General features: G+C 38.5%; 19 protein-coding genes. 1 reads left to right on the top strand and 18 read right to left on the bottom strand.

The genetic code is table 11. The features are described from left to right. Positions 1 to 34 precede the first annotated feature (34 nt). The 11 genes from MZO21_RS01175 to MZO21_RS01125 all read right to left on the bottom strand — a co-directional run bounded on the left by MZO21_RS01175 (position 35) and on the right by MZO21_RS01125 (position 14,801). The gene (locus MZO21_RS01175; protein WP_248101209.1) at positions 35 to 625 is read right to left on the bottom strand and encodes a LemA family protein; all 591 of its coding nucleotides are present in this window, start codon (positions 623 to 625) and stop codon (positions 35 to 37) included. A gap of 187 nt (positions 626 to 812) precedes the next feature. Continuing rightward, positions 813 to 2,234, bottom strand: a complete 1,422-nt coding sequence (locus MZO21_RS01170; RefSeq protein WP_248101207.1) for an FAD-dependent oxidoreductase — start codon at positions 2,232 to 2,234, stop codon at positions 813 to 815. 70 nt (positions 2,235 to 2,304) lie between these two features. Continuing rightward, a complete protein-coding gene (gltB, locus tag MZO21_RS01165) occupies positions 2,305 to 6,780 on the bottom strand; it encodes a glutamate synthase large subunit (RefSeq protein WP_248101205.1) in 4,476 nt (1,491 codons plus the stop codon). Positions 6,781 to 7,249: 469 nt separating this feature from the next. Beyond that, a complete protein-coding gene (locus MZO21_RS01160) occupies positions 7,250 to 8,056 on the bottom strand; it encodes a hypothetical protein (protein WP_248101203.1) in 807 nt (268 codons plus the stop codon). 10 nt (positions 8,057 to 8,066) lie between these two features. Continuing rightward, entirely contained in the window at positions 8,067 to 9,152 is a 1,086-nt protein-coding gene (aroB, locus tag MZO21_RS01155) for a 3-dehydroquinate synthase (protein ID WP_248101201.1), read from the bottom strand. 20 nt (positions 9,153 to 9,172) lie between these two features. Next, on the bottom strand, positions 9,173 to 9,715 hold the full coding sequence (gene aroK / locus MZO21_RS01150; protein ID WP_282441518.1) for a shikimate kinase AroK: 543 nt from the start codon (positions 9,713 to 9,715) through the stop codon (positions 9,173 to 9,175). Positions 9,716 to 9,752: 37 nt separating this feature from the next. Continuing rightward, entirely contained in the window at positions 9,753 to 11,861 is a 2,109-nt protein-coding gene (pilQ, locus tag MZO21_RS01145) for a type IV pilus secretin PilQ (RefSeq protein WP_248101197.1), read from the bottom strand. Between the two features lie 15 nt (positions 11,862 to 11,876). Beyond that, positions 11,877 to 12,404 (bottom strand): pilus assembly protein PilP, encoded by a 528-nt coding sequence (locus MZO21_RS01140; RefSeq protein ID WP_248101195.1) that lies wholly within the window; start codon positions 12,402 to 12,404, stop codon positions 11,877 to 11,879. Further along, positions 12,404 to 13,087 (bottom strand): type 4a pilus biogenesis protein PilO, encoded by a 684-nt coding sequence (locus tag MZO21_RS01135; protein WP_248101193.1) that lies wholly within the window; start codon positions 13,085 to 13,087, stop codon positions 12,404 to 12,406. The genes MZO21_RS01140 and MZO21_RS01135 overlap by 1 nt, the downstream gene beginning before the upstream one ends. After that, a complete protein-coding gene (locus MZO21_RS01130) occupies positions 13,084 to 13,743 on the bottom strand; it encodes a PilN domain-containing protein (RefSeq protein ID WP_248101191.1) in 660 nt (219 codons plus the stop codon). Before MZO21_RS01130 ends, MZO21_RS01135 begins: the two co-directional genes overlap by 4 nt. Continuing rightward, entirely contained in the window at positions 13,743 to 14,801 is a 1,059-nt protein-coding gene (locus tag MZO21_RS01125; RefSeq protein ID WP_248101189.1) for a pilus assembly protein PilM, read from the bottom strand. Before MZO21_RS01125 ends, MZO21_RS01130 begins: the two co-directional genes overlap by 1 nt. 166 nt (positions 14,802 to 14,967) lie before the next feature. Between MZO21_RS01125 and ponA the strand changes: the two genes are divergently transcribed. Beyond that, on the top strand, positions 14,968 to 17,484 hold the full coding sequence (gene ponA, locus MZO21_RS01120) for a penicillin-binding protein 1A (RefSeq protein WP_248101187.1): 2,517 nt from the start codon (positions 14,968 to 14,970) through the stop codon (positions 17,482 to 17,484). A gap of 47 nt (positions 17,485 to 17,531) precedes the next feature. On the opposite strand, the gene MZO21_RS01115 is transcribed toward ponA, so the two are convergent. The 7 genes from MZO21_RS01115 to rsmH form a co-directional block, all read right to left on the bottom strand. Beyond that, positions 17,532 to 18,335, bottom strand: coding sequence for a putative RNA methyltransferase (locus MZO21_RS01115; protein WP_248101185.1), 804 nt, complete (start codon positions 18,333 to 18,335; stop codon positions 17,532 to 17,534). A 64-nt stretch (positions 18,336 to 18,399) separates the two neighbouring features. Next, the gene (gene mraY / locus MZO21_RS01110; protein ID WP_248101183.1) at positions 18,400 to 19,518 is read right to left on the bottom strand and encodes a phospho-N-acetylmuramoyl-pentapeptide-transferase; all 1,119 of its coding nucleotides are present in this window, start codon (positions 19,516 to 19,518) and stop codon (positions 18,400 to 18,402) included. Further along, a complete protein-coding gene (locus MZO21_RS01105; RefSeq protein WP_248101181.1) occupies positions 19,518 to 20,927 on the bottom strand; it encodes a UDP-N-acetylmuramoyl-tripeptide--D-alanyl-D-alanine ligase in 1,410 nt (469 codons plus the stop codon). Before MZO21_RS01105 ends, mraY begins: the two co-directional genes overlap by 1 nt. An 8-nt stretch (positions 20,928 to 20,935) precedes the next feature. Then, positions 20,936 to 22,432: a UDP-N-acetylmuramoyl-L-alanyl-D-glutamate--2,6-diaminopimelate ligase gene (locus tag MZO21_RS01100; RefSeq protein WP_248101179.1), complete on the bottom strand. Its 1,497-nt coding sequence runs from the start codon at positions 22,430 to 22,432 to the stop codon at positions 20,936 to 20,938. Positions 22,433 to 22,443: 11 nt separating this feature from the next. Continuing rightward, positions 22,444 to 24,267, bottom strand: coding sequence for a peptidoglycan D,D-transpeptidase FtsI family protein (gene ftsI / locus MZO21_RS01095; RefSeq protein ID WP_248101177.1), 1,824 nt, complete (start codon positions 24,265 to 24,267; stop codon positions 22,444 to 22,446). 12 nt (positions 24,268 to 24,279) lie between these two features. After that, entirely contained in the window at positions 24,280 to 24,612 is a 333-nt protein-coding gene (ftsL, locus tag MZO21_RS01090) for a cell division protein FtsL (protein WP_154772248.1), read from the bottom strand. Next, on the bottom strand, positions 24,612 to 25,535 hold the full coding sequence (rsmH, locus tag MZO21_RS01085) for a 16S rRNA (cytosine(1402)-N(4))-methyltransferase RsmH (RefSeq protein ID WP_248101175.1): 924 nt from the start codon (positions 25,533 to 25,535) through the stop codon (positions 24,612 to 24,614). Before rsmH ends, ftsL begins: the two co-directional genes overlap by 1 nt. Positions 25,536 to 25,830 lie beyond the last annotated feature (295 nt).

Here is a 25,830-nt window from a genome sequence, read left to right as displayed (position 1 = left end):
TCGCACCATTCCTACCGTGTTTTGAGCAATTTAATTATTCAAATGACACTTTTGGTGCTGTTTGTGCACTTTGATCTGCTTTGAAATTTTCTTTAGTTTTCATACCAATGACTTTTGCTGTCATCACTTGCGGGAACTGACGTGAATATGAGTTAAAGTCTTGCACGCTTGTAATATAACGGTTACGCGCCACAGCAATACGGTTTTCTGTTCCTTCTAATTGAACTTGAAGTTCCCTGAATTGTTCATTTGCTTTTAAGTCTGGGTAGTTTTCTGAAACCGCTATTAAGCGTGACAATGCACTAGTCATTTGCGCTTGAGCTTGCTGATATTTTTCAAATAATGCAGGATCTTCTAAAACTTCTTTATCTACTTTTAAGCCAGCAACATTGGCACGTGCTTGAGTCACTTCAGTTAATACTTGCTCTTCATGCTTTGCATAACCTTTTACAACATTAACAAGATTAGGCACTAAATCTGCACGGCGTTGATATTGGTTTTGCACTTCTGACCATGTTGCAGCAACAGACTCATCTTTTACTTGTAGTGTGTTATAACCGCAACCCGTTAGCATTAATGTACTTGCCAATGCAGCTGCTAAAACACTTTTCTTCATATAATTCATTTCTATAAACCTCAATGACTTCGTTATATTTATGATGTTCATTCGATTCTAACTCGATTTTTTATCTTTATTGTGTATTTTCTTTACTTAAAATTAAACATCAATTTCAAACAAACTTTACAAATAAAAAAACCCGCCGAAGCGAGTTTTTATAATACAAAGATAAAATATTTAGGTACTTAACAGATTACACATCTAAATAATCAAGAATACCTTCTGCTGCTTGGCGACCTTCATGAATTGCGGTTACAACCAAATCAGAACCACGCACCATATCTCCGCCCGCAAAAATTTTCGGGTTAGATGTTTGGAACTTAAACTCTTGCTTCTCAGCTGCAATTACACGACCTGAACCATCTAAACTGATATTTACACCACCAAACCACTCTGCAGGGCTTGTACGGAAACCAAATGCAAGAAGCACAGCATCGGCAGGTAGAATTTCTTCAGAACCTGGAATTGGTTCAGGACTGCGACGACCACGACTATCAGGCTCACCCAATTGTGTAGTCACGACTTTAACACCTGTTACTTTGCCATTTTCACCCACAATTTCGATAGGCTGACGGTTAAAGGCAAAGTTCACACCTTCTTCGCGTGCATTTTTAACTTCACGACGTGAACCTGGCATGTTTTCTTCATCACGACGATACGCACATGTTACAGATTCCGCACCTTGACGAATTGAAGTACGGTTACAGTCCATTGCAGTATCGCCACCGCCAAGAACAATGACTTTTTTACCTTCAACTGAAATGTATTCTGATGGATCTTTTTCCCAACCTTGCGTACGGTTTACGTTAGCAATTAAGAAATCTAAAGCATCGACAACACCATCTAAGTCTTCACCTGCAAAGCCACCTTTCATGTAAGTGTATGTTCCCATACCCATGAACACAGCATCGTAATCTGCAAGCAATTGATCAATAGTAATATCTGTGCCAATTTCAACATTTAGACGAAATTCTACGCCCATGCCTGTGAAAATTTCACGGCGGCGTTTCATTACGTCTTTTTCCATTTTAAATTCAGGAATACCAAACGTTAAAAGACCACCAATTTCAGGACGCTTGTCGAATACAACAGGTTTCACACCATTACGCACTAAAATATCTGCACAACCTAAACCCGCAGGACCTGCACCAATAATGGCAACTTTTTTGTCTGTCCATGTTACATGTGACATGTCTGGACGCCAGCCAAGTGCAAAAGCAGTATCGTTAATATATTTTTCCGCATTACCAATGGTTACGGCACCAAAACCATCATTTAGTGTACAAGCACCTTCACATAAACGGTCTTGTGGGCAAACACGACCACATACCTCAGGCAAAGTATTAGTTTGATGGCAAAGTTCTGCCGCTTGGAAAATACGCCCTTCTGCAATCAGTTTTAGCCAGTTTGGAATGTAGTTATGAACTGGACATTTCCATTCACAATATGGGTTACCACAACCTAAACAACGATGTGTTTGGTTTGCCGCAACTTCCGCTGTAAACGGTTTATAAATTTCCACAAATTCTGCTTTGCGGATATTTAGATCTTTTTTCTCTGGATCTTGGCGTGCTACATCCAGGAATTGAAAGTCATTATTTAGGCGCTCTGCCATGTCTCTCTCCGTGGGTAGGTGTAGTCAGTTTTATCTGCTACACCTGCCTATCTTTCAGCAAGTAGTGGAATTATTGTGGATCTGCTTGAGTTGTTTTTAACAAAGTCTGCAAGTTTGCAGCTTTTGGTTTCACTAGCCAGAATTTACGGCTGTAGAAATCAAACTCATGGCGGATCTTGTACGCCCAAGCACTACCTGTTTCTTTAATATGTTCATCTAAAATGCGCAGTAAGAATGATTGATGTTCTTCCATTGCTTCAGTTGAAATACGATTTAACTCGATCAGTTCATGGTTGTAATGGTCAACAAAGTCATTATCTAAATCGAGTACATAAGCAAAACCACCTGTCATACCTGCACCAAAGTTATGACCAACTTTACCCAATACAGTCACAATACCGCCTGTCATGTATTCACAGCAATGATCGCCAGCACCTTCAATAACAGCAAATGCACCAGAGTTACGTACTGCGAAGCGCTCACCTGCCGTACCTGCTGCAAACAACTTACCATTTGTTGCACCATATAAACATGTATTACCAATAATGGCTGTTTCTTGGCTTTGGAATGGCGAACCTTTTGGTGGGAAAATAGAGAGTCGTCCACCCGCCATACCTTTACCTACATAGTCATTTGCATCGCCTTCAAGACTAATGTGCAAACCACCTGCGTTCCAAACACCTAGCGACTGACCTGCTGTACCTGTTAAATTCACCTTAACAGGATGATCTTCCATACCTAGGTTGCCATAGCGTTTTGCAATTTCACCCGATAGACGCGCACCAATAGAACGGTCACAGTTACCAATTGTGAAGTGGTATTCACCACCTTTTTCCGCTTCAATTGCAGGCAAAATTTCTGCAACCATTTTCTCAGCAAGTAAGCCTTTATCGAATGGTGCATTACCTTCAACTTGGCAATATTGCGCTTTACCTTCAGCAGCAGGATGCGATTGTAGTAAAGGACTTAAATCAAGATGACCATGTTTGTCTGTTTCACCTGGTAAAACGTCGAGTAAGTCTGTACGACCAATCAAATCTTTTAAGCTTGAAACGCCTAAAGCGGCTAACCATTCACGTGTTTCTTCTGCAATAAATGTGAAGAAATTAATCAACATTTCAGGTTCACCAATATAGTGTTCCTGACGTAAATGATCCTGTTGAGTCGCAACACCAGTTGCACAGTTATTTAAATGGCAAATACGTAGATATTTACAACCTAAAGCAATCATTGGTGTAGAACCAAAACCGAAGCTTTCTGCACCTAAAATTGCTGCTTTTACAACATCTAAACCTGTTTTCAAACCACCATCAGTTTGTACACGTACTTTGCCACGTAGGTCGTTCACACGAAGTGCTTGGTGCGCTTCAGCTAAACCTAATTCCCACGGTGAACCTGCATGGTGAATTGAAGAAAGTGGAGAAGCCGCTGTACCACCGTCATAACCTGAAATGGTAATGAAATCGGCATAGGCTTTTGCAACGCCCGCAGCAATCGTACCTACACCCGGCTCAGAAACAAGCTTAACTGACACCATCGCCTGTGGGTTAACTTGCTTCAAGTCGAAAATTAATTGAGATAAATCTTCAATTGAGTAGATGTCATGATGCGGAGGAGGAGAAATTAGCGTCACACCTGGTACAGAGTAGCGTAAACGGGCAATTAATCCGTTCACTTTACCACCCGGCAACTGACCACCTTCACCTGGTTTTGCACCTTGAGCCACTTTAATTTGAAGCACTTCTGCAGAAGTTAAATATGCAGGAGTAACACCAAAACGACCCGATGCAATTTGTTTGATTTTCGAGTTACGAATTGTGCCGTAACGTGAAGGGTCTTCACCACCCTCACCCGAGTTTGAACGTCCGCCAATAGTATTCATTGCAATCGCAATTGCTTCATGTGCTTCAGGAGATAACGCACCTAAAGACATACCTGCAGAGTCAAAACGAGGAAGAATATCTTTTACAGATTCCACTTCATCTAATGCAATTGAGTTGTCTGTTTTAAGTTTGAATAAATCACGAATTGTTGCAATTGGACGTGTATTTACAAGCTCTGCATATTCTTTAAAGTCTGCATAGTTACCCGAACGAACAGCTTTATGCAAAGCATTAATTACATCAGGGTTAAATGCATGATATTCCTTATCGAATACGAATTTCAGCAAACCACCTTGATCTATTGGCTTACGTGATTTCCATGCCAAATCTGCTAATTTTTTCAAATCATTTTCAAGGTCAACAAATGTTGCACCTTTAATACGACTTGGAACGCCTGTAAAGCATTTCGAAACCACTTCATCAGATAGACCAACTGCTTCAAACAATTGACCGCCACGGTAAGAAGCAACCGTTGAAATACCCATTTTTGAAAGAACTTTGAGTAAGCCTTTTTCAATACCTTTACGGAAGTTTGCTTGTGCGTGAATTGGATCGCCCAATAACTCGCCTTTTGCAATTAAGTCATTAATAACATCATAAGCAAGATATGGATAAATTGCAGTTGCACCAAAACCTAAAATAACCGCAAATTGATGTGCATCACGTGCCAATGCTGTTTCTACAATAATGTTAGCATCTGTGCGTAAACCAGAATTCATTAAGAAGTGATGAATTGCACCTGTAACCATCACAGCATTTGCAGGTAAGTAGCCTTCACGAATTTTCTTATCTGAAATAACAAGTAAAGTTTTACCATTGCGAATCGCTTGCGCAGACTCTTCACAAATACGTGAAATTGCTGCTTCCAAACCTTCTGCTTCTGCATAGTTCAAATCGATATCCGCAATTTCATAGCCTTTACGACCACAAGTACGAATTTGATGCATTTTCGAATTTGAAAGCACAGGACTTGAAATAATTAAGCGATCTGCATGTTCTGGACTTTGTTCAAATACATTTTGCTCACGACCAAAACAAGTTTCCAATGACATAACAATTGATTCACGCAATGGATCAATTGGTGGATTTGTCACTTGCGCAAACTGCTGACGGAAGTAATCGGATACATGACGAACTTGACGAGACAATACAGCCATTGGCGTATCATCACCCATTGAGCCTACAGCTTCTTGACCACTTTCAGCAATTGGACGAAGTAATTGATCACGCTCTTCAAATGTCACCATAAACATTTTTTGAGATGCTTTTAGATCATCGCCTTTCAAGCCTTGATCACATAAGTATTCTTCTAACTCTGGGCTTCCCTGAATACGTACTGAATTCTCACGTAACCATTCACGATACGGACGCATACGTTTCAAATGATTGCTTACATCATTTGTATCGAGCATTTTACCTGTAAAAGTATCAATCACAAGAATTTGCCCCGGTCCTACACGACCTTTAGAAATCACATCTTCAGGTTGGTAACCCCAAACACCAATTTCTGATGCCAGTGTGATGTAACCATTCTTTGTAATAACCCAACGTGCAGGACGTAAACCATTACGGTCAAGCATACAAATCGCATGACGACCATCTTGAATTACAAGCCCCGCAGGACCATCCCATGCTTCCATGTGCTTAGAGTTAAACTCATAAAATGCACGCAAATCTGCATCTAAAGTTTCAACATTTTGCCATGCAGGTGGAACAAGCATACGAAGCGCACGGAATAAATCCATACCGCCACCAACTAATATTTCAAGCATGTTATCCATACTTGAAGAATCTGAGCCTGTACGGTTCACAATAGGATTTAACTCTGTTAAACCTGGTAAAAATTCATTTTCAAATTTAGGTGTACGTGCCACAGCCCAATTACGGTTTGCTGTAATTGTATTGATTTCACCGTTGTGCGCTAAATAGCGGAATGGTTGTGCTAATGGCCAACGTGGTAATGTATTCGTAGAAAAACGCTGATGGAATACTACAATATGTGATGCTAGGCGTTCATCGGCTAAGTCTGTATAGAAGTCTGCAATATATGCAGGCATCATCAATCCTTTATATGTGATGACTGTTGAGCATAAAGTAGTTACATAAAAATACGAATCATTTGTTAATTGTTGTTCTGCACGACGACGCGCCATAAACAATTTACGGTTAAATTCGACTTCTGTTACGCCCATTGGGCAGTTCACAATAATTTGCTCAAATGCAGGCAATGACTGCATTGCAATAGAACCCAAGGCATCATTATTGGTTGGAATGACACGCCAACCTAGAACTTTACAGCCTTCTACTTCAATTTCTTTGGCTAAGATTTTTTTAGAATGTGCAGCTAAAGCAGGATCTAAATTTAGGAATACAGTTCCCGCAGCAAAAATTTCACTTAATGTAACATCACTAATTTTTTTTGCTTCTTCGCGGAAAAATGCTTTAGGCATAGCCAAAAGAAGACCACAACCATCCCCAGTTTTGCCATCTGCGGCAATACCACCACGGTGGGTCATACAACTTAAACTATGAATTGCGGTCTTGACTAAATCATGGCTTGCATCACCCTTCATATGGGCAATTAAACCGAAACCACAGTTATCTTTAAACTCATCCGGTTGGTATAAACCTTGAGCGGGAGCTACAGTATTAGGCGATGGCATGTGCATAGCGTACCCTTCTTTTCAGCATACTCTTTCGAGTATTAAATAAATCTAATTTCTTTACGATTAGTCTGACTTACTCAAATTATGAATATTCACAAAATTTGTTCTAATTACATTTACACTATTTCTTAAGTTATAGCGCATCGTAAGGCGATGAAGAACAAATCTATGCTTGTACACACTTAAATTAAGTAAGCAAATTTGACAGGACCGCACAATAATTGAATATTTTTGCGCCAAAATAGTGACGTTTGTTTTATTCATGCACCAATAAAAGCAAAAAGAATGCCAACTTTTTATCGAGTATTTAGAACTTTTATTTTTAAAGGGTATTTATAAAGTGCAGGAGCTAAATTGGTTTCTTTATATAATTTATGCACTATTGATGTGCGTTATTGAAACTTAAATAAAAATGGTTGCGCTATTTTAGAACAACCTTTTGACCCATTTTCACTCATTTTTCCAATTATTCTGAAGTCGTGGCTGGTGCAACTGGCACTTCGCTATGTGTTTTTTTAATATCAACTACATTTCCACTTTCATCACGACGGGTAACCGTTGTAGATGTTGTAACATTTTCAGGAACTTGAGCTTCACTTACAGCATTATTTTTCACAGGCGGAGCAACAACTTTTGGAATAGCTGCTGGTAATAATCTAACTTCGTGTAATTTACCTGTAATACCTAAATCATCTGAACCTAAGTCATTGACCAAACCTTCATAATCAGAGAATGGATGAATGCTTGGCTTAAGTGTTGTAGGCAATTTAATAGGTAAATTTGCTAAAGCAGATTTAGCAGTATTTGAATTGCTATAATTGCCATATAGAACGACATATTGTTCTTGTTGGTTTTCGCCGCTTAAACGAATATAAATAAGTTGTGAGCGATCTTTTTGTTTTTGAATAAAACCTTTAACTACACTTTCTTCTTTTGCTCGAAATAATTCTATAGTCAAATTTTTAGCTTGATCTATAATAAATTTTGTTCCACGAAACTCTGCATCATGATTACCCGATGCAGTTAATCTTGTTGTATTTTCTAAAGGCTTTACTTCATCAAGAAGTGCGCCCAAATGCGTAGTTGCAGCAACTTTTTCAGGCTGTATTTGAATTTCCACTTCTGTTTCAGGTTCTTTTACAAGCTCAATAACATCTTCTTCTTGTTTATCTAAAACTGCCCAAAAAACCAAAGCAGAAAATAGGCACAACACACCGCACATAAGCCAAACTGAACTTTGAATACGTTCCCAATATGTGCGGAATGTTGCCATAAAAAATACCTTATACGATGTCTTGATTCGCTAAAATTGCTTGTTTCATCAACTCTACATCGAACTCTTTTGTAATAATTGCTTGACCTAATTGCTTCATCAATACAAGACGCAATTGTCCGTTAAGAACTTTTTTGTCGTGTGACATGAAACCAAGAAAATCATCTAATGGAATTTTAGGACAAATAATCGGTAATTGCGCACGAGAAATGATATTTTTTGTACGCTCTAAATCGGCTTCGCTCACCCACCCCATTCTATGAGATAAATCGGTAGCCATCACCATACCTGTTGCTACAGCTTCACCATGCAACCATTCGCCATAACCCAAGTACGATTCAATTGCATGACCAAAAGTATGTCCAAGATTTAATAAGGCACGTTCACCTTGCTCTTTTTCATCATTGGCAACAATACGTGCTTTATGTGCACAAGATTTATAAACAGCTTCTGCAAGTAATTTTTCATCACCTGCAACAAGACCATCCATATGCTCTTCAAGCCAAGCTAAGAATTCAATGTCTCCTAAAAGAGCATATTTAATTACTTCAGCCAAACCTGCTGATAATTCACGTGGAGGCAGTGTTTTTAATTGAGACATATCTGCAAGCACAACTTGAGGCTGCTGAAATGCACCAATCATATTTTTACCTAAGGGATGATTAATCCCTGTTTTTCCACCTACGCTAGAATCGACTTGTGAAAGCAATGTAGTTGGAACTTGGACAAAATAAACGCCTCGCTGAAAACTTGCAGATGCAAATCCAGCCATATCGCCAATTACACCACCACCTAAAGCAAGTACCGTACAATCTCGGTTGAAACCTACCTTCAATAAAGCATCAAAAATGTGTGTTAAATGCTCTATATTTTTGTATTTTTCACCATCAGGCAAAATACATGTTTCAACTGTTTTTCCTAATGCTTCAACTGCACGCACATAACGATCTAAATACAAAGGCGCAACTGTTGTATTGGTCACAATCATCACCTGACGCCCCTTAATATAAGGCTCAAGTAATTCTTGTGGATTTAAATCACTACCAATAAAAATAGGATAACGGCGATCGCCGAGTTCAACATGTAAAGTTTGCATGAAATAGACCGCTTAACAGCTTAAGGTAATTCGTTAGATACAACTAAATCTAAGATACTATGCGCTAAATCTCGCGCTGCACCCTGATTTGTTTCAATAATGTAATGAGCAACATCTCTATACAACGGATCACGAATCGCAAGCAAATCTCGTAACTTACGTTCAGGATTTTCTACTTGCAATAAAGGACGATTCTTATCGCGATATGTACGTTGAAGTTGAATTTCGACAGGCGTATATAGATAAACAACAATTCCTCGTTGTTTTAAAAACTCACGATTAGGGGCCTGAGTAACAGCACCACCACCTGTTGCAAGCACAAGGTTAGTTCGGTTTGTTAACTCATCTATTACACTTGTTTCTCGACATCTAAATCCTACTTCACCTTCTTTTTCAAAGATCCAAGGAATCGTCGCTCCTGTTTTTCGCTCAATTTCATGATCACTATCTAGAAATTCACGCCCTAACAATTCTGCAAGATGTCGCCCAACAGTTGTTTTTCCAGCCCCCATAGGCCCTACCAAATAAATATTTGGTAGAGACTCAAACTCTTTGCTTAGCAAGGAGTCACCTTTTAATTTTGTTTAAATTGAAAATATATTAATGATTTCTTGAAACACTGTCATTAACAATTCGCGGTGTAACAAAAATCAATAGCTCAGATTGAAGATTTGTTTTCACATTACTCTTAAATAAGTTCCCAACAACAGGAATATCACCTAAGAATGGTACTTTTCTGTAAGTATTACTTTTTGCATCATCAAAAATACCACCAAGCACAACAGTTTCACCATCACCAACCAAAACATTGGTTTCTAGTTCATTGGTCTTAATAGCATAACCTGCAAGCGTTAACTCACCCAAAGTGTCTTTTTCAATTTTCAAGGCCATTTGAACTTTGCCATCTGGTGTAATGCTTGGTGTTACTTCTAGCTTCAAGTTAGCATCAACAAAAGTTGTGGTTACACCAGACTCTGCACTCCAAGTTTGATATGGAATCTGATCACCACGGAGGATATAAGCTTTTTGCTTATCACCCGTCAAAACTTTTGGCGCAGAAAGCACTTCACCATGTCCATCTGATTGCATTGCTGTTAATTCAAGATTCAACATGTAATCAGAGATTTTTAATAATCCAAAACTAAAATTACCTGCTGTTGCGGTACCCAAATCAACACCTAAATCAAATTTAGGCGAAAAATCTCCTCCCCACACATTGGACCCATTAGAACCACCTAAGAATGATGGATTGTCTCGCTGAAGGTTCCAATTAATTCCCAACTCATGAGCGAAAGTTGTATCGGCTGTTACAACTCTTGCTTCAACCATAACTTGCTTGACTGCAACATCAAGCAAACCAATCATTTTACGGATTTTATCAATATTAACTGCTGTATCATTCACAATTAATGTATTGGTTCTTGAATCTGAAACAGCACTACCACGATTACTTAAAAGGCTCTCTAAAGCTAAAGAGCTATCTCCCGATGTTCCATTCGATGCAGCGCCTTTCCCATCTCTAGAATCTTCAATTAATTTAAGAATATCAGCAGCTTTGGCATAATGAAGTACTATATATTCTGTTTGAATTGGAGCAAGCTTAATGCTTTGTGCAATTGCTTTTGCTTGATTATCTTCAAATTTAATTAATTCTTCGACAGGTGCAACCCAAATTACATTACCTGTGCGACGCATATCTAAGTTTTTAGCTTTTAAAATAATGTCTAATGCTTGATCCCAAGGAACATCCTTTAAACGCAAAGAAATACTTCCACCAACATTGTCAGCAGCAACAATATTGATATTAGTAAAATCTGCTAAAAGCTGTAATACACGACGTACTTCAATATCTTGAAAATCTAATGAAAGTTTTTGACCTGTATAGCTTGTTGCCGAACGAGGCTTCGCAGCATTTTGATCAGCAGGTCGCTTCAAACTAATCGTTAATTTATTTTCAGCTTGGTAAGCCATGTATTCATAGCCACCAGTTGCCTGAATAGTGATTACACCATTTGCGCCATCATTATGTGAATCAATTGTTGAAACAGGTGTTGCAAAGTCATTAACATTTAAACGACGTGCTAAATGTGTCGGTATTTTATTACCAATCGTGCGCACAATAATTTTGCTACCACTTTGCTGTACATCAACAGGTGTATCTTTTCCTAGCAAATCAATAACAATTTGACCTTCACCATCCATACCGCGCTGAAAGCCAATATTTGAAACACCCTTCGCAAGTTGTTGCTGCACAGGTACATTTTTCGCTTTCACAGCAGTTTCCGCTGAATTAATTTTAAGAATAAAGGTATTACCTTCAACACGTGTGGTAAATGCACCTGAATTTGCTAAATTAACTGTTAGACGTGAACGCTGATCATCTGAGCTTACATCAACAGAGTTTGCTTCTTTCGTGGCAACAGGAACAACTTTTTGTTGTAATTTTTGCTGTGCTTTTTCAAAATCTAAAACAAGACGCGATGGCTGCTCAAGCTGATAAGCCGCTGGTTGTGGCGGAATACCATTAAACATCACACGAATTTCAGTTCCTTGACCAGGAACTTCCATAGGAACAATATTAGTAATACTCACTTGAGCATTTGCCGTTTGTACTACTGCAAATGCAATTGCACCCATAGAAAATTGACGGAACAAACTGTTCATTGTATTACCATCCCCAAATATAAAATCTCTTGTACTATTATTCATTTTTATTCCTTCAACTTATGGCGCAAGCCCAATTAAAATTAGACTTCTTGGACGTTCAACATATCCATCTCTGCCATCTGGAATAATTTCAATTAAATCAATTTGCGTTGGTGTGATTTTCACGATACGTCCATAGCTTGTTCCCATGTAGCTACCAACTTGTACACGTTCAACCTCACCATCAGGTGTTTGAATTAAAGCAAGAATTTTCCCTGTACCATTTTTAAAGCTACCCTTCATGCTCAAAGATTCAAGCGTGTAGCTTTCTAATGGCTGCAATGGACGTGACAAATTAGGATATACACGCTTACCCGCCATAAGTTTCAATTCTGCAGCAAGTGAACTCTGTATAAATGGGCTACGTTGCTGAAGCGCTGAATAGTTAAAAACAGGTGCTGGATCAAAACTCGGTGTTGGCTCAATAGGTAGTGGTGCTTGACTACGAATTTCAGCCATTTGTAAATTAACCGCGTCTATACGAGAGTCACAGCCTACAAATGTCGCTGTTGCAAAACAAAGAAGCGTTAATGTTTTAATATTCATTATTTTGCTCCTTCCGTATTACCTATATAACGATAAGTTTTAGCTTTTACGTTATATGTAATTTGCGGAATGTCCGTTTTCTTTTCAGTATTTTTTCCAGCAGTCAAAGTAAAATCATGTAAAGTCACAATACGCGGTAATGCTGCAATACCACTCATAAATGCGCCAAAAGAATGATAATCACCTACAGCTTCCATAGAAATTGGCTGTTCGATAAAAAACTCTTGTTTAACTTCAGCTTCAAGACGAATGTTTTTAAATTTAAGTCCTGAATTCACCCCAGTCACGTTAATATCTTCAACCAAACCTGGAATTTCTGTTTCTTTTGGAAGCTGCTCTAATTGTTGATTAAAATTAGCTTCCATTTCTTGCAATTGGCGCTGATATGCCTGTAAGTTTCTGAGTTTTGAATCTTTAGCCCGAAACTCATTCAACAAATTTTGCTCTTGCGCATTTGCATTTGAAATATCATTCATTTTGGGCTTTAACAACAGCATATAACCCAAGAACATAATCCCCGCTAGAACAAATATCCAAATAGTCAACTTAACGGAAAATGGCCAACCACCATAATTATTTGTATCTAAGGTATTCCATTGCTGAAAGAATTTTTCTACGTTAATTTTTTTCTTTTTCGCAACAGGTTTTTCTTCAACCATATCATCTAAGTCATTTAAACTCATTGCGCGACCTCCGATGCTGAAACCTCAATAACTTGTTCTTCTGTAGTCACTGCTGGTTGTTCTGCTACAACAGCCTCAATTGATGGCTCATCTAAATCTGCTGTCACCACAAAAGTGCCATAACCCGCTTCTGGGCGTGGAACTAGAGAGGTTTGACCTTGAGGCTGTTCAGCGCCTGCAAGGAATGAGTTCATAAACGCATTTCTATACCATGACGATGATTCTAAATTACGTAGAAATTCTGCAACTGCATTTGGGCTTTCAGCTTTACCTTCAAAAGTAAATTTATTACCTGAACGCGCGAAACGAGTAATGTAAATATTTTCAGGCGTAACTCGCGCCAACTCATCAACCAAGCGAACTGCAATAGGTCTTTGACTTTGCAAGCCTTGAATCAACTTCATACGCTCAATAATCTGATTACGCTTTTCTTGCAAACCATCTAAAGATTTTAACTGATGATCTAAATTCTGATTAGTACTCAAAATAAGCTGGTTTGCTTGTTCTTGATCATTTAATTTTTGATCATAAAAAAACCATATCAATCCAACAAGCAAAACACCCAATAATGCAATACCTGCACTTGTAGCAATAAATTGCTTCTTTCTCTTTTCTCTTAGCTCTTCGCGCCAAGGGAGTAAATTAATCTTTGCCATTAATCAAAACTCCTCATTGCTAATCCGCATGCGACTAATAAAGATGGCGCATCACTTTCAATTTTTTTAATATCAATTTGAGGAGAGAAACCCATTTGTAAAAATGGATTTGCTGTTGTCACACGGTAGCCAAGTTTTTGTTGTAAAACCTTAGCAAGACCTGGGATATTTGCATTTCCACCCGCCAACAAAATATGATCAATCTCATTGAATTGAGAAGATGAAAAGAAAAATTGTAATGAGCGAGCAGCCTGTTGAATAACAGCATCTAAGAATGGCTCTAAAACTTCTGCATCATAATCATCGGGTAAAGTACGCGTCTTTTTAGCTCGACCCGCCTCTTCATAAGATAAGCCATAACGATTTTGAATTTCTTGCGTTAATTGCTTACCACCGAATACTTGTTCGCGGTTATAAATAATTTTATTGTCTTGAAGTACAGATAGGGTCGTCATGGTATGACCAATATCTAAAATACCAATTGTATTTGCGCCCATTGGCAAAGTATCAGCAAAAACTTTAAATGCATTTTCAATAGCAAAGTTTTCAACGTCTGCAATTTTAGGTGTTAAACCACCTAGCTCGATTGCTTCACAGCGCATCTCGACATTTTCAACACGTGTTGCCACAAGTAATACATTGACACGATTTGAATTAGATAAGCGATCTGGTAGAACTTCGAAGTCCAAACTTACTTCATCTAATGGGAATGGAATATATTGCTCAGCATCCATACGAATTTGAACTTCACGTTCATCACTCGTCATATCAGCATCCATTTCAATCACTTTAGTGATTACCATAGATGTAGGAATTGCTAGAGCAGCATTATCAGTACGAATATTAGAAAGGCTTAGTGCTTTTTCAATCGCATCGCCAACCGCTTCAGGGTTGAGAATGTTTTTTTCAACAACACTTCCCTCTGGTAACGGAACTAAGGCGTAATTTTCCACCCAATACCGACCATTTTTTACAGAAAGCTCCAACAATTTAACAGAAGTAGAACTAATATCTACACCTATTAACCCCTTACTCTGTTTACTATATAGACTGCGCACTATAGTGAATTCCTATTATTTTTCTTTCCCCAAAAAAATAACTTACTAATTGATGATGGTCTATTATTATTAACGTATACAATAACTCATCTAACAATCGACATCCTTAGAGGATATACTGACTATCAATTAGTTTGCCATTAGCCCATATTAAAACTCACTTATTATGAAAAAGCTATCTTGTTCGGGTCGTGTTCATCCATTTTTTTTGTTAATTACAATTTTTTTAGCCGTAATCCCTATGGGATTTTACGGTATGTATCTATTTATTGCTCCCTCACTTCCAGAAATGTCTAGCTTACAAAAAGCGCCTTTACTTAAGCCCTTACAGGTTTACAGCGCAGATAATGAATTAATTGCAGAATATGGTGGCAAGCTTTCTATCCCTATGGAATACGAACAAATTCCTAAAAAATTTACGTATGCTTTTCTTGCAGCAGAAGACTCATCTTTCTTTGAACATAGTGGTATTAGCTTCAAAGGCTTAGGGCGAGCTGTTAGTGAAGCAGTAACAGGATCAAATGTGCAAACAGGTGGCTCTACAATCACCATGCAAGTGGCAAAAAACTATTATTTAAGTCCAGAAAGAACAATAAAAAGAAAACTCACTGAAGTTTTTTTAGCTCGAAAAATTGAACAAAACCTGACTAAAGAAGAAATTTTAACGCTATATGTAAATAAAATTTTTCTAGGTAAAAATGCTTATGGTATTGCTGCTGCAGCTAAAATTTATTACAACAAAAATCTAAACGAACTCACAATTGCCCAAATGGCAATGATTGCAGGCTTACCAAAAGCACCATCAAAGTATAATCCTGTCGCAAATCCAGAAAGAGCTTTAGAACGTCGAAACTGGATTTTGGGTAGAATGCTACAATTAGGTTATATCAATCAGCAAGAATACCAAGCATCTATAGCTGAACCGATTAACTTAAATATGCCCGATCGTGGAGTAAGCAATCGATTTCCCTATGTTGGGGAAATGATTCGTTCAGAATTAGTTGAAAAATTTGGTGAACAAGCAATTGATTCAGGTTACAAAATTTACTCAACAATTGATAGCAAACGCCAAACTTACGCTGAAAAATCTGTACAAGATGGTTTAGAAGCTTACGACCGTCGCCATGGTTGGCGTGGTGCTGAGGCACATGACAAGCCATTAAAGAATTTCTCAGCGTTTGCAAACACCTATCCATCTAAAGTTATTGCAGTTCACAACTCAAGCTTTGATGTACTTATGCAAGATGGCAGTACCGTGACTGTGAACTGGTCTGGTATGTCTTGGGCACATCATTACCGTAGTGCAAATAGTGTTGGTGCAGCCCCAAGTAAGGCATCTCAAATTGTTAAAGTAAATGATATTGTTCGCCTTCGACCAAATGGAAATAAAACAGCTTGGTCGCTTGTACAAATCCCTCGCGTACAAGGACAACTAATTGCACTTAATCCAAACAATGGCGCAATTGAAGCAATTGTGGGTGGTTATAATTTTTATCAATCATCATTTAACCGTGCAATTCAAGGTTGGCGCCAACCAGGTTCAACCATTAAGCCATTTATCTATGCCTTAGCATTAGAAAAAGGCATGACACCTTACACCATGGTTGATGATGCCCCTATTACCATTGGTAAGTGGTCTCCAAGAAACTCGGATGGTCGTTACTTAGGGACAATTCCTTTACGTCGCGCATTATATTTATCTCGAAATACAGTTTCTGTAAGACTACTTCAACAAGTTGGAATTAGCCGTGCGCGCCAATTACTTATGGATTTTGGTCTGCAAGAAGATCACATTCCTAGCAACTACACAATTGCTTTAGGTACACCACAAGTATTGCCGGTTCAAATGGCAACAGGTTATGCCACATTTGCAAATGGCGGCTATCGCATTCAACCGCATTTCATTAATAGAATTGAAGATGCTTACGGTAAAGTGATTTATCAAGCCAATCCAGAATATGCATGCATTCCGTGTATTAGTGAAGATGAAACTCAAGTTCAAGACTCAGCCGATGCAGTAACACCTGATGATGAAATTATTGCCGATATTAAAAATTCGCCTACAAAAGTAGAGGCCAAAAATACTGATCAATATAGACAAGCTCAGCGTATTTTAAAATCTAGCTCTGCTTATGACATGGCAAATATTCTACAAGATGTAATTGTTCACGGTACAGGTCGCGCTGCTTTAAGTATTGGTCGTAATGACTTAGGTGGCAAAACCGGTACAACTAATGATGCTAAAGATGCATGGTTTGCAGGCTTTAATGGAAAACTAGTAACAATTACATGGGTTGGTTTCGACCAACCGACAACATTAGGTCGTCGTGAATATGGCGGGGTTGCAGCTTTGCCTATTTGGACAAACTTTATGGCCAAAGCCTTAGAGGGAACACCTGAGTCTTGGGTGCGTTTAGATAATAAAAATGCAACTACCGTGCATGAAAAACTAGACAAACCAACGAAACCTATAGATCGCTCAACACCTCCATTAGCACAATCTGCTCATAACCCTACACCTGCTACGTCACCATCAACGACAGACAATGACTTCTCAGACTTGCCAGATACGGTACTTACACCTGTTCAAAAAGCACCACCACCTATGCAAAATAAGTCTGAAGCTAAACCATCAAATCAGAAAAAAGATGCTTTGGAAGATTTAATTAACCAGGTTCAATAAGCTTCAATTAAAAAAGCCCTCATTTGAGGGCTTTTTTATAGTTTAAGTTACTTCTTTTTAAATACATATATTTGGAATTGAGCTTTAAGTTCTAATTGTTCTAATTGTTCTAATGCCTGACGACGTTCAGGTTTCGCCTTATATGCATATGGCGTCATCGCAATAAGATTTTTTAAATCTTGCTGAGCAAGTACAAAAGGTGCATCAACCACTGTTTCTTCAACAAGCTCAAAACTATCCGCTAATTGCTCTACAAACTTATGCGATTCATGTGGTTTAACTTCTTCAAAAAGTGCCTCACGCATTGCATATAAATGCTCTGTTGCAGGTGTTACCACCATTAAATATGCATTCGGTCTAAGAACACGCAGAATTTCTTCTTTTGGAATAGGGCTAAATAAACTTGTACATAAGTCGATAGATTCATCGAGTACAGGTAAAGTTGCGCCTGTTCCTACAATCCAGGCGACATCTTTATTGAGCTTTGCTGCAACTTGCACTGCATTTTTTGCAATATCTACGCCTACACATCGTATCACTTCAGCTTGCATTGCGTTGGTGTAATAACCTTCACCACAACCAATATCAAGAAGATTCTCTGCACCTAATTCTTGAATTTTTTTAACTACAGCTTGCTGTAATGGTGCATAAAAACCTGCACTTAAAAATGCACGACGCGCTTGTACAGACTCAGGTGTATCGCCCGGATTTTTACTATGTTTATGTTGTACAACATGTAAATTCACATAGCCTTGCTTGGCCATATCATAACTATGATTACTCTCACAGCGCCAAGTTCTGTCAGTAAGCTTCAGCGCCTTTCGACATACAGGACACATTAGTAGATTCATCATTTTCTCCAAAAATTTCACAATAAAAAAGCCGGCAATTGCCGACCTTTTCTATGCAATTTGCTTAACGCAATTTTAAGGTCATTAAGCCCAAAACTACTAGCATAATTGTAATAATCCAGAAGCGAATAACAACTTGTGTTTCACGCCATCCTTTTTTCTCATAATGGTGATGCAATGGTGCCATAAGAAATACACGTTTATTCCGCATTCTTAATGAGCCAATTTGCAAGAATACTGAAATTGCTTCTACCAAAAACACACCTGCCATAATAGCAAATACGAGTTCCTGACGAACCATTACAGCAATTGTACCTAGCATCGCACCTAAAGATAATGCACCTACATCACCCATAAATATTTGAGCAGGATGTGCGTTAAACCATAAAAATGCCAAGCCTGCACCAATCATTGCTGCACAAATAACAACAAGTTCAGATGTGTATTTCACATATGGAATATGCAGATAGTTGGCAAAACGAACGTCGCCAGATAAATATGCAAACACGCCTAAACCAGCAGCAACAAGCACGATTGGCATGATCGCAAGACCATCTAAACCGTCTGTTAAGTTCACCGCATTTGATGCACCGTTAATCACAAAGTAAGTGAAAACAATAAAGCCAATACCAAATGGAATCAGTGAAAGTGGAATGCTAATTTCTTTAAAGAAAGGAATCAAAATGTCCAGCATATCGGCTGAAACATTCGGATCTGCTTGCTGTTTTGCAATCACATATAATGCAATACCAGCACCAATTGAACCCACTGAAGTCCAAAAGAATTTCTTTTTCGCAGGTAAACCAGCATTGTCTTTATAACGAATTTTAATCCAGTCATCTGCCCAGCCAACAGCACCAAAAATCACCATTACAGCAAGCACAATCCATACATATGGGTTAGATAAATCTGCCCAAAGTAAAGTTGAAATGCCGATAGAAAGTAAAATTAGTACACCACCCATTGTTGGTGTACCCATTTTTTTCGCATGGTTTTCTGGAGCAAATGAACTCACTGCTTGACCATATTTCAAAGCTTGAAGCTTCCGAATCATGATTGGGCCAAGCACAAGTCCAATTGTAAGCGCAGTTAATACGCTCAGTAATGAACGTAACGTTAAATATCGTACAACTTGGAATGAGCTGTGGTAGCCCGCAAGCTGTTCAAATAGCCATAACAGCATTAGAGTTTCTCCATCAAGTCAGCCATCAACGTTTCCATGTGGGTATAACGAGAGCCCTTAAACAGGAAACTCATGGACTGAGGCTGATGTGTTTCGACTAAACCAATTAAAAATGGCAATGCTTGCGCTTGAGTCAAGAATGCCTGAAATTTTTTACCATATTGTGTACTACGCGCACCCTCTTGTGAAGCAGGAGCAAACTCACCTACAGCCACCACAAAGTTAACGCCTTTTGTAGATGCTAAATCGCGCCCCAACATGTAATGCTGCTGTGCCGCAGTTGCACCTAATTCACCAATATCCCCAACCACCATCACTCTTACGCCTTCTTGCTGTGCTAGCACTTCAGCAGCAGCGCGCATAGAGGTCGGATTTGCATTGTAAGTATCATCAATGAATAAATGCTGTTTATGTTGAATAAAGTTTAAACGACCTTTTGCTCCAGTCGCTTGTTCTAACCCAATTACAATATCTTCTAAAGTAATGCCAATAGACAATGCAAACGTTGTAGCAGCCGTGGCATTTTGCACATTATGCTCACCTGCAAATGGCAAATGAATTGTTCTATTACCTTGAGGGGTATTTAAAGTAAAGGTCGATGATTGCGCTTGTAGTTGGATATCTGTTGCAAAAATATCACCGCCCAAACCAAAACTTAGCGTATTTTTTGTTTGTACTGCTTTACGAATATCATCTGCAAAATCATCTGCCGCAGGAATAATAGATGTTCCGTCTTGAGCGATATGCGCATAAATTTCGGACTTGGCACGACAAATACCATCTCGTCCGCCAAATTCACCTAAATGTGCAGTACCAATATTAATAATACCTGCAACATGAGGCTGAACTAAATTCGATGTGTAATCAATTTCGCCTTGATGGCTTGCACCCAATTCCATCACTGCATATTGATGTTCCGCACGAAGCTCCAATAACATCATGGAAACACCCAAATCATTATTTAAGTTTCCGCGTGTAATTAAAGTCGGTGCGATACGAGATAAAATACTACCCAACATTTCTTTTGTCGTGGTTTTCCCGCTACTACCTGTTAAAGCAATAACTTTTAATTGCGAATTTTGAGCACGACGATAAGCACCTAAATGACCAAGCGCTAAACGTGTATCTGCAACTACAAGTTGGCAAATATCTGCATCTATAGGATGGCTTACTATCGCAATTTCACAGCCTTGTTCTGCAACTTTGGTAACAAAATCGTGCGCATCAAAACGCTCACCTTTTAATGCTAAAAAGGCATCACCTTTTTCAGCATCACGTGAATCTGTGAGTACACGTTTAATTTCACCTTGCGGTACTTTATCGTTATGCCAATGACCTTGAGTCGCTTCTTCTAACTGTTGTGCTGTCCACGGCTCTAAAGGTACAGTACTCGTTGTCGATGTATGCATAATCTTTCCTATTGCGCTGGATATGCTGAATCTGAATTATGGTGTTGCGCATCAATTGCAGATTGAACTTCAACAACATCATCAAACCAATGACGAACCCCATCAATTTCTTGATAATTTTCGTGTCCTTTACCTGCAATCACCACAATATCGCCATCTTTTGCATTTTTTACAGCAAATTTAATGGCTTCACGGCGGTCATGAATTTCATGAACAATGTGTTGATCAAACTGAATTCCTGCTTTCATATCGGCAAAAATCTGTTCAGGATTTTCAGTACGTGGGTTGTCTGAGGTAACTAAAACAACATCTGCATGATCGAGAGCAGCTTGAGTCATAAGTGGACGCTTACCACGATCTCGATCACCACCGCAACCAAATACAGCCCAAAGCTGAGCTGACACATGGCGCTTAAGGGTTTGTAATACTTGAATTAAAGCATCAGGTGTATGTGCATAATCCACAACAAATAAACGATCATTATCACGAATAACTTGCATACGACCCGGAGCACCTTTTAACTGCGGTGCAACTGCAATTAAATCTGCCAATGCAAAACCTGCTTGCTCTGCCGCAATTAAGCTCGCAACAATGTTTTCAACATTAAAATGTCCCAATAACGGACTTTTTACGTCAAATGTGCCTTGTGCTGTAACAAGTTTAAAGTTTGCACCACTTAAACTGTATTGGATATCTTGAACTTGATAATCAGCAAATTGCTTTGTGGAGTAGGTTAAAATTTTCGGTTGTGCTTTGTTAGATTTTGCAGCATCTAACATAATTGGTGCAAATTCATCATCAATATTAATAATCGCAACTTTAAGCGATTCAAACTTAAATAAGCGTGACTTTGCCTCTGCATAAGCTTCAAGCGTACCGTGATAATCCAAATGATCACGACTTAAATTACTGTACGCAGCAATTTCAATATCACAGCCGTTTAAACGACCTTGCTCTAAACCATGTGAACTTGCTTCAATTGCAGCAAATTCTGCACCTTGTTGTGCATATTCATGTAATGCGGTTTGCAAATGCAAGGCATCTAATGTGGTATGAGATGAGGCTTCAAGATTTGGTAAAATACCATTCCCCGTTGTGCCCATCACTGCGCATTTTTTTCCTTGCAACATCAATAATTCAGCAATTAACCGTGAAATGGTTGTTTTACCATTTGTACCTGTCACCGCAAGAATTTTAGCCAATGAAACGGGTTGAGTTGCAAGTAAATATTGCTTTTGCCACTGCCCCATTAAGTGACGTACATTGGGTACAACAACGGCATTTTCTAAACCTAAATCTGTTTCAGAAATAACAGCAAGCGCACCATTCTTTAATGCTTTTTGCGCAAACTCTATGGTTTTTTCTGGCTGTGAAAATGAAGTCAGGGCAATGAATATTTGCCCTGTTGTCACTTTGCGACTATCGAGATTAAAACCCTGAAATTGTTGCGTCATCCATTCAGTGGGTTGGTCTACGCTATATAATTCTTGAAATGTAATCGACATTCATCACCTGTTTACTGAACTTTGGGAGCATCTAGGGGTTTATCTAAAGGTACGTTCATTAAACGTAAAGATTCTTGCATTACGCGTGCAAAAACCGGAGCAGCAACCAAGCCACCATAATATTGTCCTTTCGGATTTTCTACGACTACAATCATCGCTAAACGTGGATCACTCACAGGTGCAACACCCGCAAATAATGCACGATAATCTGACTGAGAGTAGCCTTTACGATCTGCACGTAACTTATGTGCTGTACCTGTTTTACCTGCTACACGATAGCCTGGAATATCTGCCTGACGTGCTGTACCACCCGGCAAAGTTACAGCTTCCATCATCAGTAAAACTTGATCTGCAATTTTAGGGTCAATCATTTGCTCACCTTTCGGCAACTCTTCAAGTTTATATAAACTCAAAGGCATTTTTTTCCCTTTATTTGCGATCATCGCATAAGCATCTGCAAGTTGAAGAACTGTAGCATTCAAACTATAGCCATAAGCCATAGTCGCAACTTCAGATACGTTCCATTTATTTTTAGGTAAAATTAAACCTGCACTTTCGCCCGGAAACTTAACAGCAGAGCGTTCACCAAAACCTACTCGCTTATAGAAAGTTGGCAATGTTGAATAGGGTAAAGATAGCGCAATTTTTGCAACGCCCACGTTCGATGACTTTTGGATAATGCCACCTAAAGTCAACGAGCCATAATCATGCGTATCTCGAATAGTATGATTACCTACACGCATTGTTCCTGGCGCAGTATTAATGACAGAATTTGTTGTAAATTTACCACTTTCTAATGCCATTGCTACGGTTAGAGGCTTCATGGTTGAACCTGGTTCAAATGAATCGACAGCACCACGGTTTCGCATCGCATCTTTATTATTTAAGCCATTTTTATCATTCGGGTTATAAGATGGCCAACTTGCCATTGCCAAAATTTCACCCGTTTTTACATCTACCGTAATAGCCGTTGCAGAACGAGCATTATTGGCTACACCTGACGCGGTTAATTCACGATACATAATATATTGCAAACGCGAATCGATACTCAGAGTAATATTTTCGCCCGCCTCAACTTCTTTAATAATTTCAGGATCTTTTACACGATTACCACGCTTATCACGTATAACTTGTTGCTCACCATCTACACCTGCTAAACGTGTATTTAGTTGCATTTCTAAACCTTCAATACCCATACCCTCACTATTGGTTAAACCAATAATTTGCGCATTTGGCTGAGGTTGTGGATAGTAGCGCTTGTAGTTTTTCTCGGTATAAACGCCCTGAAATTCACGTTTTAAAATCACGTCTGCTTGTTGCGGTGGTACTTCTTTTTTGAGTACCAAATAACGTGAACGTGAACGATCATTCATTTTTTTACGTAATTCAGCACGATCCATTCCAACAGCATCAGCTAGTTCATCTAAATTTAAATTGCTATCTGGCAATTGACGCTTAAGCTTTCTGTTTGTTGGATCTTTAATAAGTTCTGCTGAAATATCTTCGTATAATTTTTTTGCTTCAAAATAATCACGCGGATCTATTACGATTTTCATTACAGGTGTACTAATTGCAAGAGGCACACCATGGCGGTCGTAAATCACGCCACGCATAGCTTTAATAGATTCTGTTCTTAAAATTTTAGCATTTGCTTTATTTTGCAAAAAATCATGATTTACAATTTGTACGTAAAATGCGCGACCTATAAGCGCAACAAAGCAAAGTAAAACCACGCCCCACATTAAATAAAAGCGCCACATTTCAATACTTACTGAATTTCGACTGGTAATAGATTGTTGTTTTTTACCTGTTTGTCTTTTTCGTGGATCTACCATTTAAAGCCAGTCCTATTTTTTATTTTCAGTCGAAGTCGGTATAGAAATCACAACAGTTTGTGCTGCAGGCGGAGAATACATACGAAGTTGTGTTACCGCACGTGTTCCAATTTGTGCAGTCGCGCCAAAGGTTTGTTGCTCAATCAACAAACGCCCCCACTCTGCATTCAAATCATCACGTTCACGGTAAAAAGAGCTTAATTCACGGTAATCATGACGATATTGAAATACCTGTAGCACCACCATTATGGCACTACCCATCACTAATAGCAGTAAAACAGCATAGGCAATTGTACGTTTTAAGCCTAAGTTTTCACTCTTTTCTTCAACAACTTCAGTTTTCATTATTCGCCTTTTAAAGCTAATTTTTCTGCAACACGTAGCCAAGCACTGCGTGAACGAGGGTTTGCTTTTACCTCTTCTTCACTTGCACGAATACGTGAAATTTTCTTTAATTTACGGGTGTCTTCTCGTTCTTGTGGATAACCCCATCCCGTATCTTCCGCTAAACTCGATTCTTTTTGAATAAACTGTTTAATAATTCGGTCTTCTAATGAATGGAAGCTAATTACAGCCAAACGCCCATTCTCTTTTAAGACATCAATCGCTTGAGGCAAGAAAACCTCAATATCTTCTAATTCTTTATTAATAGCAATACGTATGGCTTGGAAAGTGCGTGTTGCAGCATGCTTATTTTTTTCCCATTTAGGATGTGCAACTTTTACAATTTCAGCAAGTTCTGCTGTTGTATCAATATAGCCTGCATTTTTAATTGCTTTAGCAATACGACGACTATAACGCTCTTCACCATATTGAAAAATTACATTTGCCAATGCTTCTTCTTCAATATTCACCAACCATTCTGCCGCAGTTGGTCCTTGAGAGTTATCCATACGCATATCGAGTGGACCATCTTTCATGAAACTAAAGCCACGTTCCGCTTGGTCAAGTTGCGGAGAAGACACGCCCAAATCGGCCATTACACCATCAACCAAACCAATTTCACGCTGCTCTAACTCTTGTTTTAAATCTGCAAAACTTGCATGAATAATTTTAAATCGAGGATCTTCTTTTTCTAATTCTGCTGCAACAGCAAGTGCTTGAGGATCTTTATCAAATGCATAAACTCGTGCATTTTCATCTAACTTTGAAAGTAATAAACGAGTATGTCCACCTCGTCCAAAGGTCCCATCAATATAAATACCTGTATTGCGTTCAGCGAGCAAAGCATCAATAGTTTCGTGAAGTAATACAGAAATATGCGACATAATTATTCAAATGAAATTGCTAAAAATATAACTTCACATTATTACCTTGTTTTGGTAAAGCTCCAAACGACTTTTTGTACTTAAATATTACTTTCCATAGAGAAAACCGTTTTAAATTTAATAATTCGTAATAAATTATAATTTTTTTAGGCTTTTAAAATGATATGAACCTCATATCAATATCATTCAGATATTTATTTCTATATTTAAAGTTAAACAACAAAATTTAAGTTTTACGAAGACTACATAAAAGAAAACCCACAATAATGCGGGTTTTTCTTTTGCTTCATTTAAA

The organism is Acinetobacter portensis, from assembly GCF_023158935.1.
Classification (GTDB): Bacteria; Pseudomonadota; Gammaproteobacteria; order Pseudomonadales; family Moraxellaceae; genus Acinetobacter; species Acinetobacter faecalis.
Note: the sequence above shows the minus strand (reverse complement) of the source record. Positions and strands in the feature narration are given on the sequence as shown.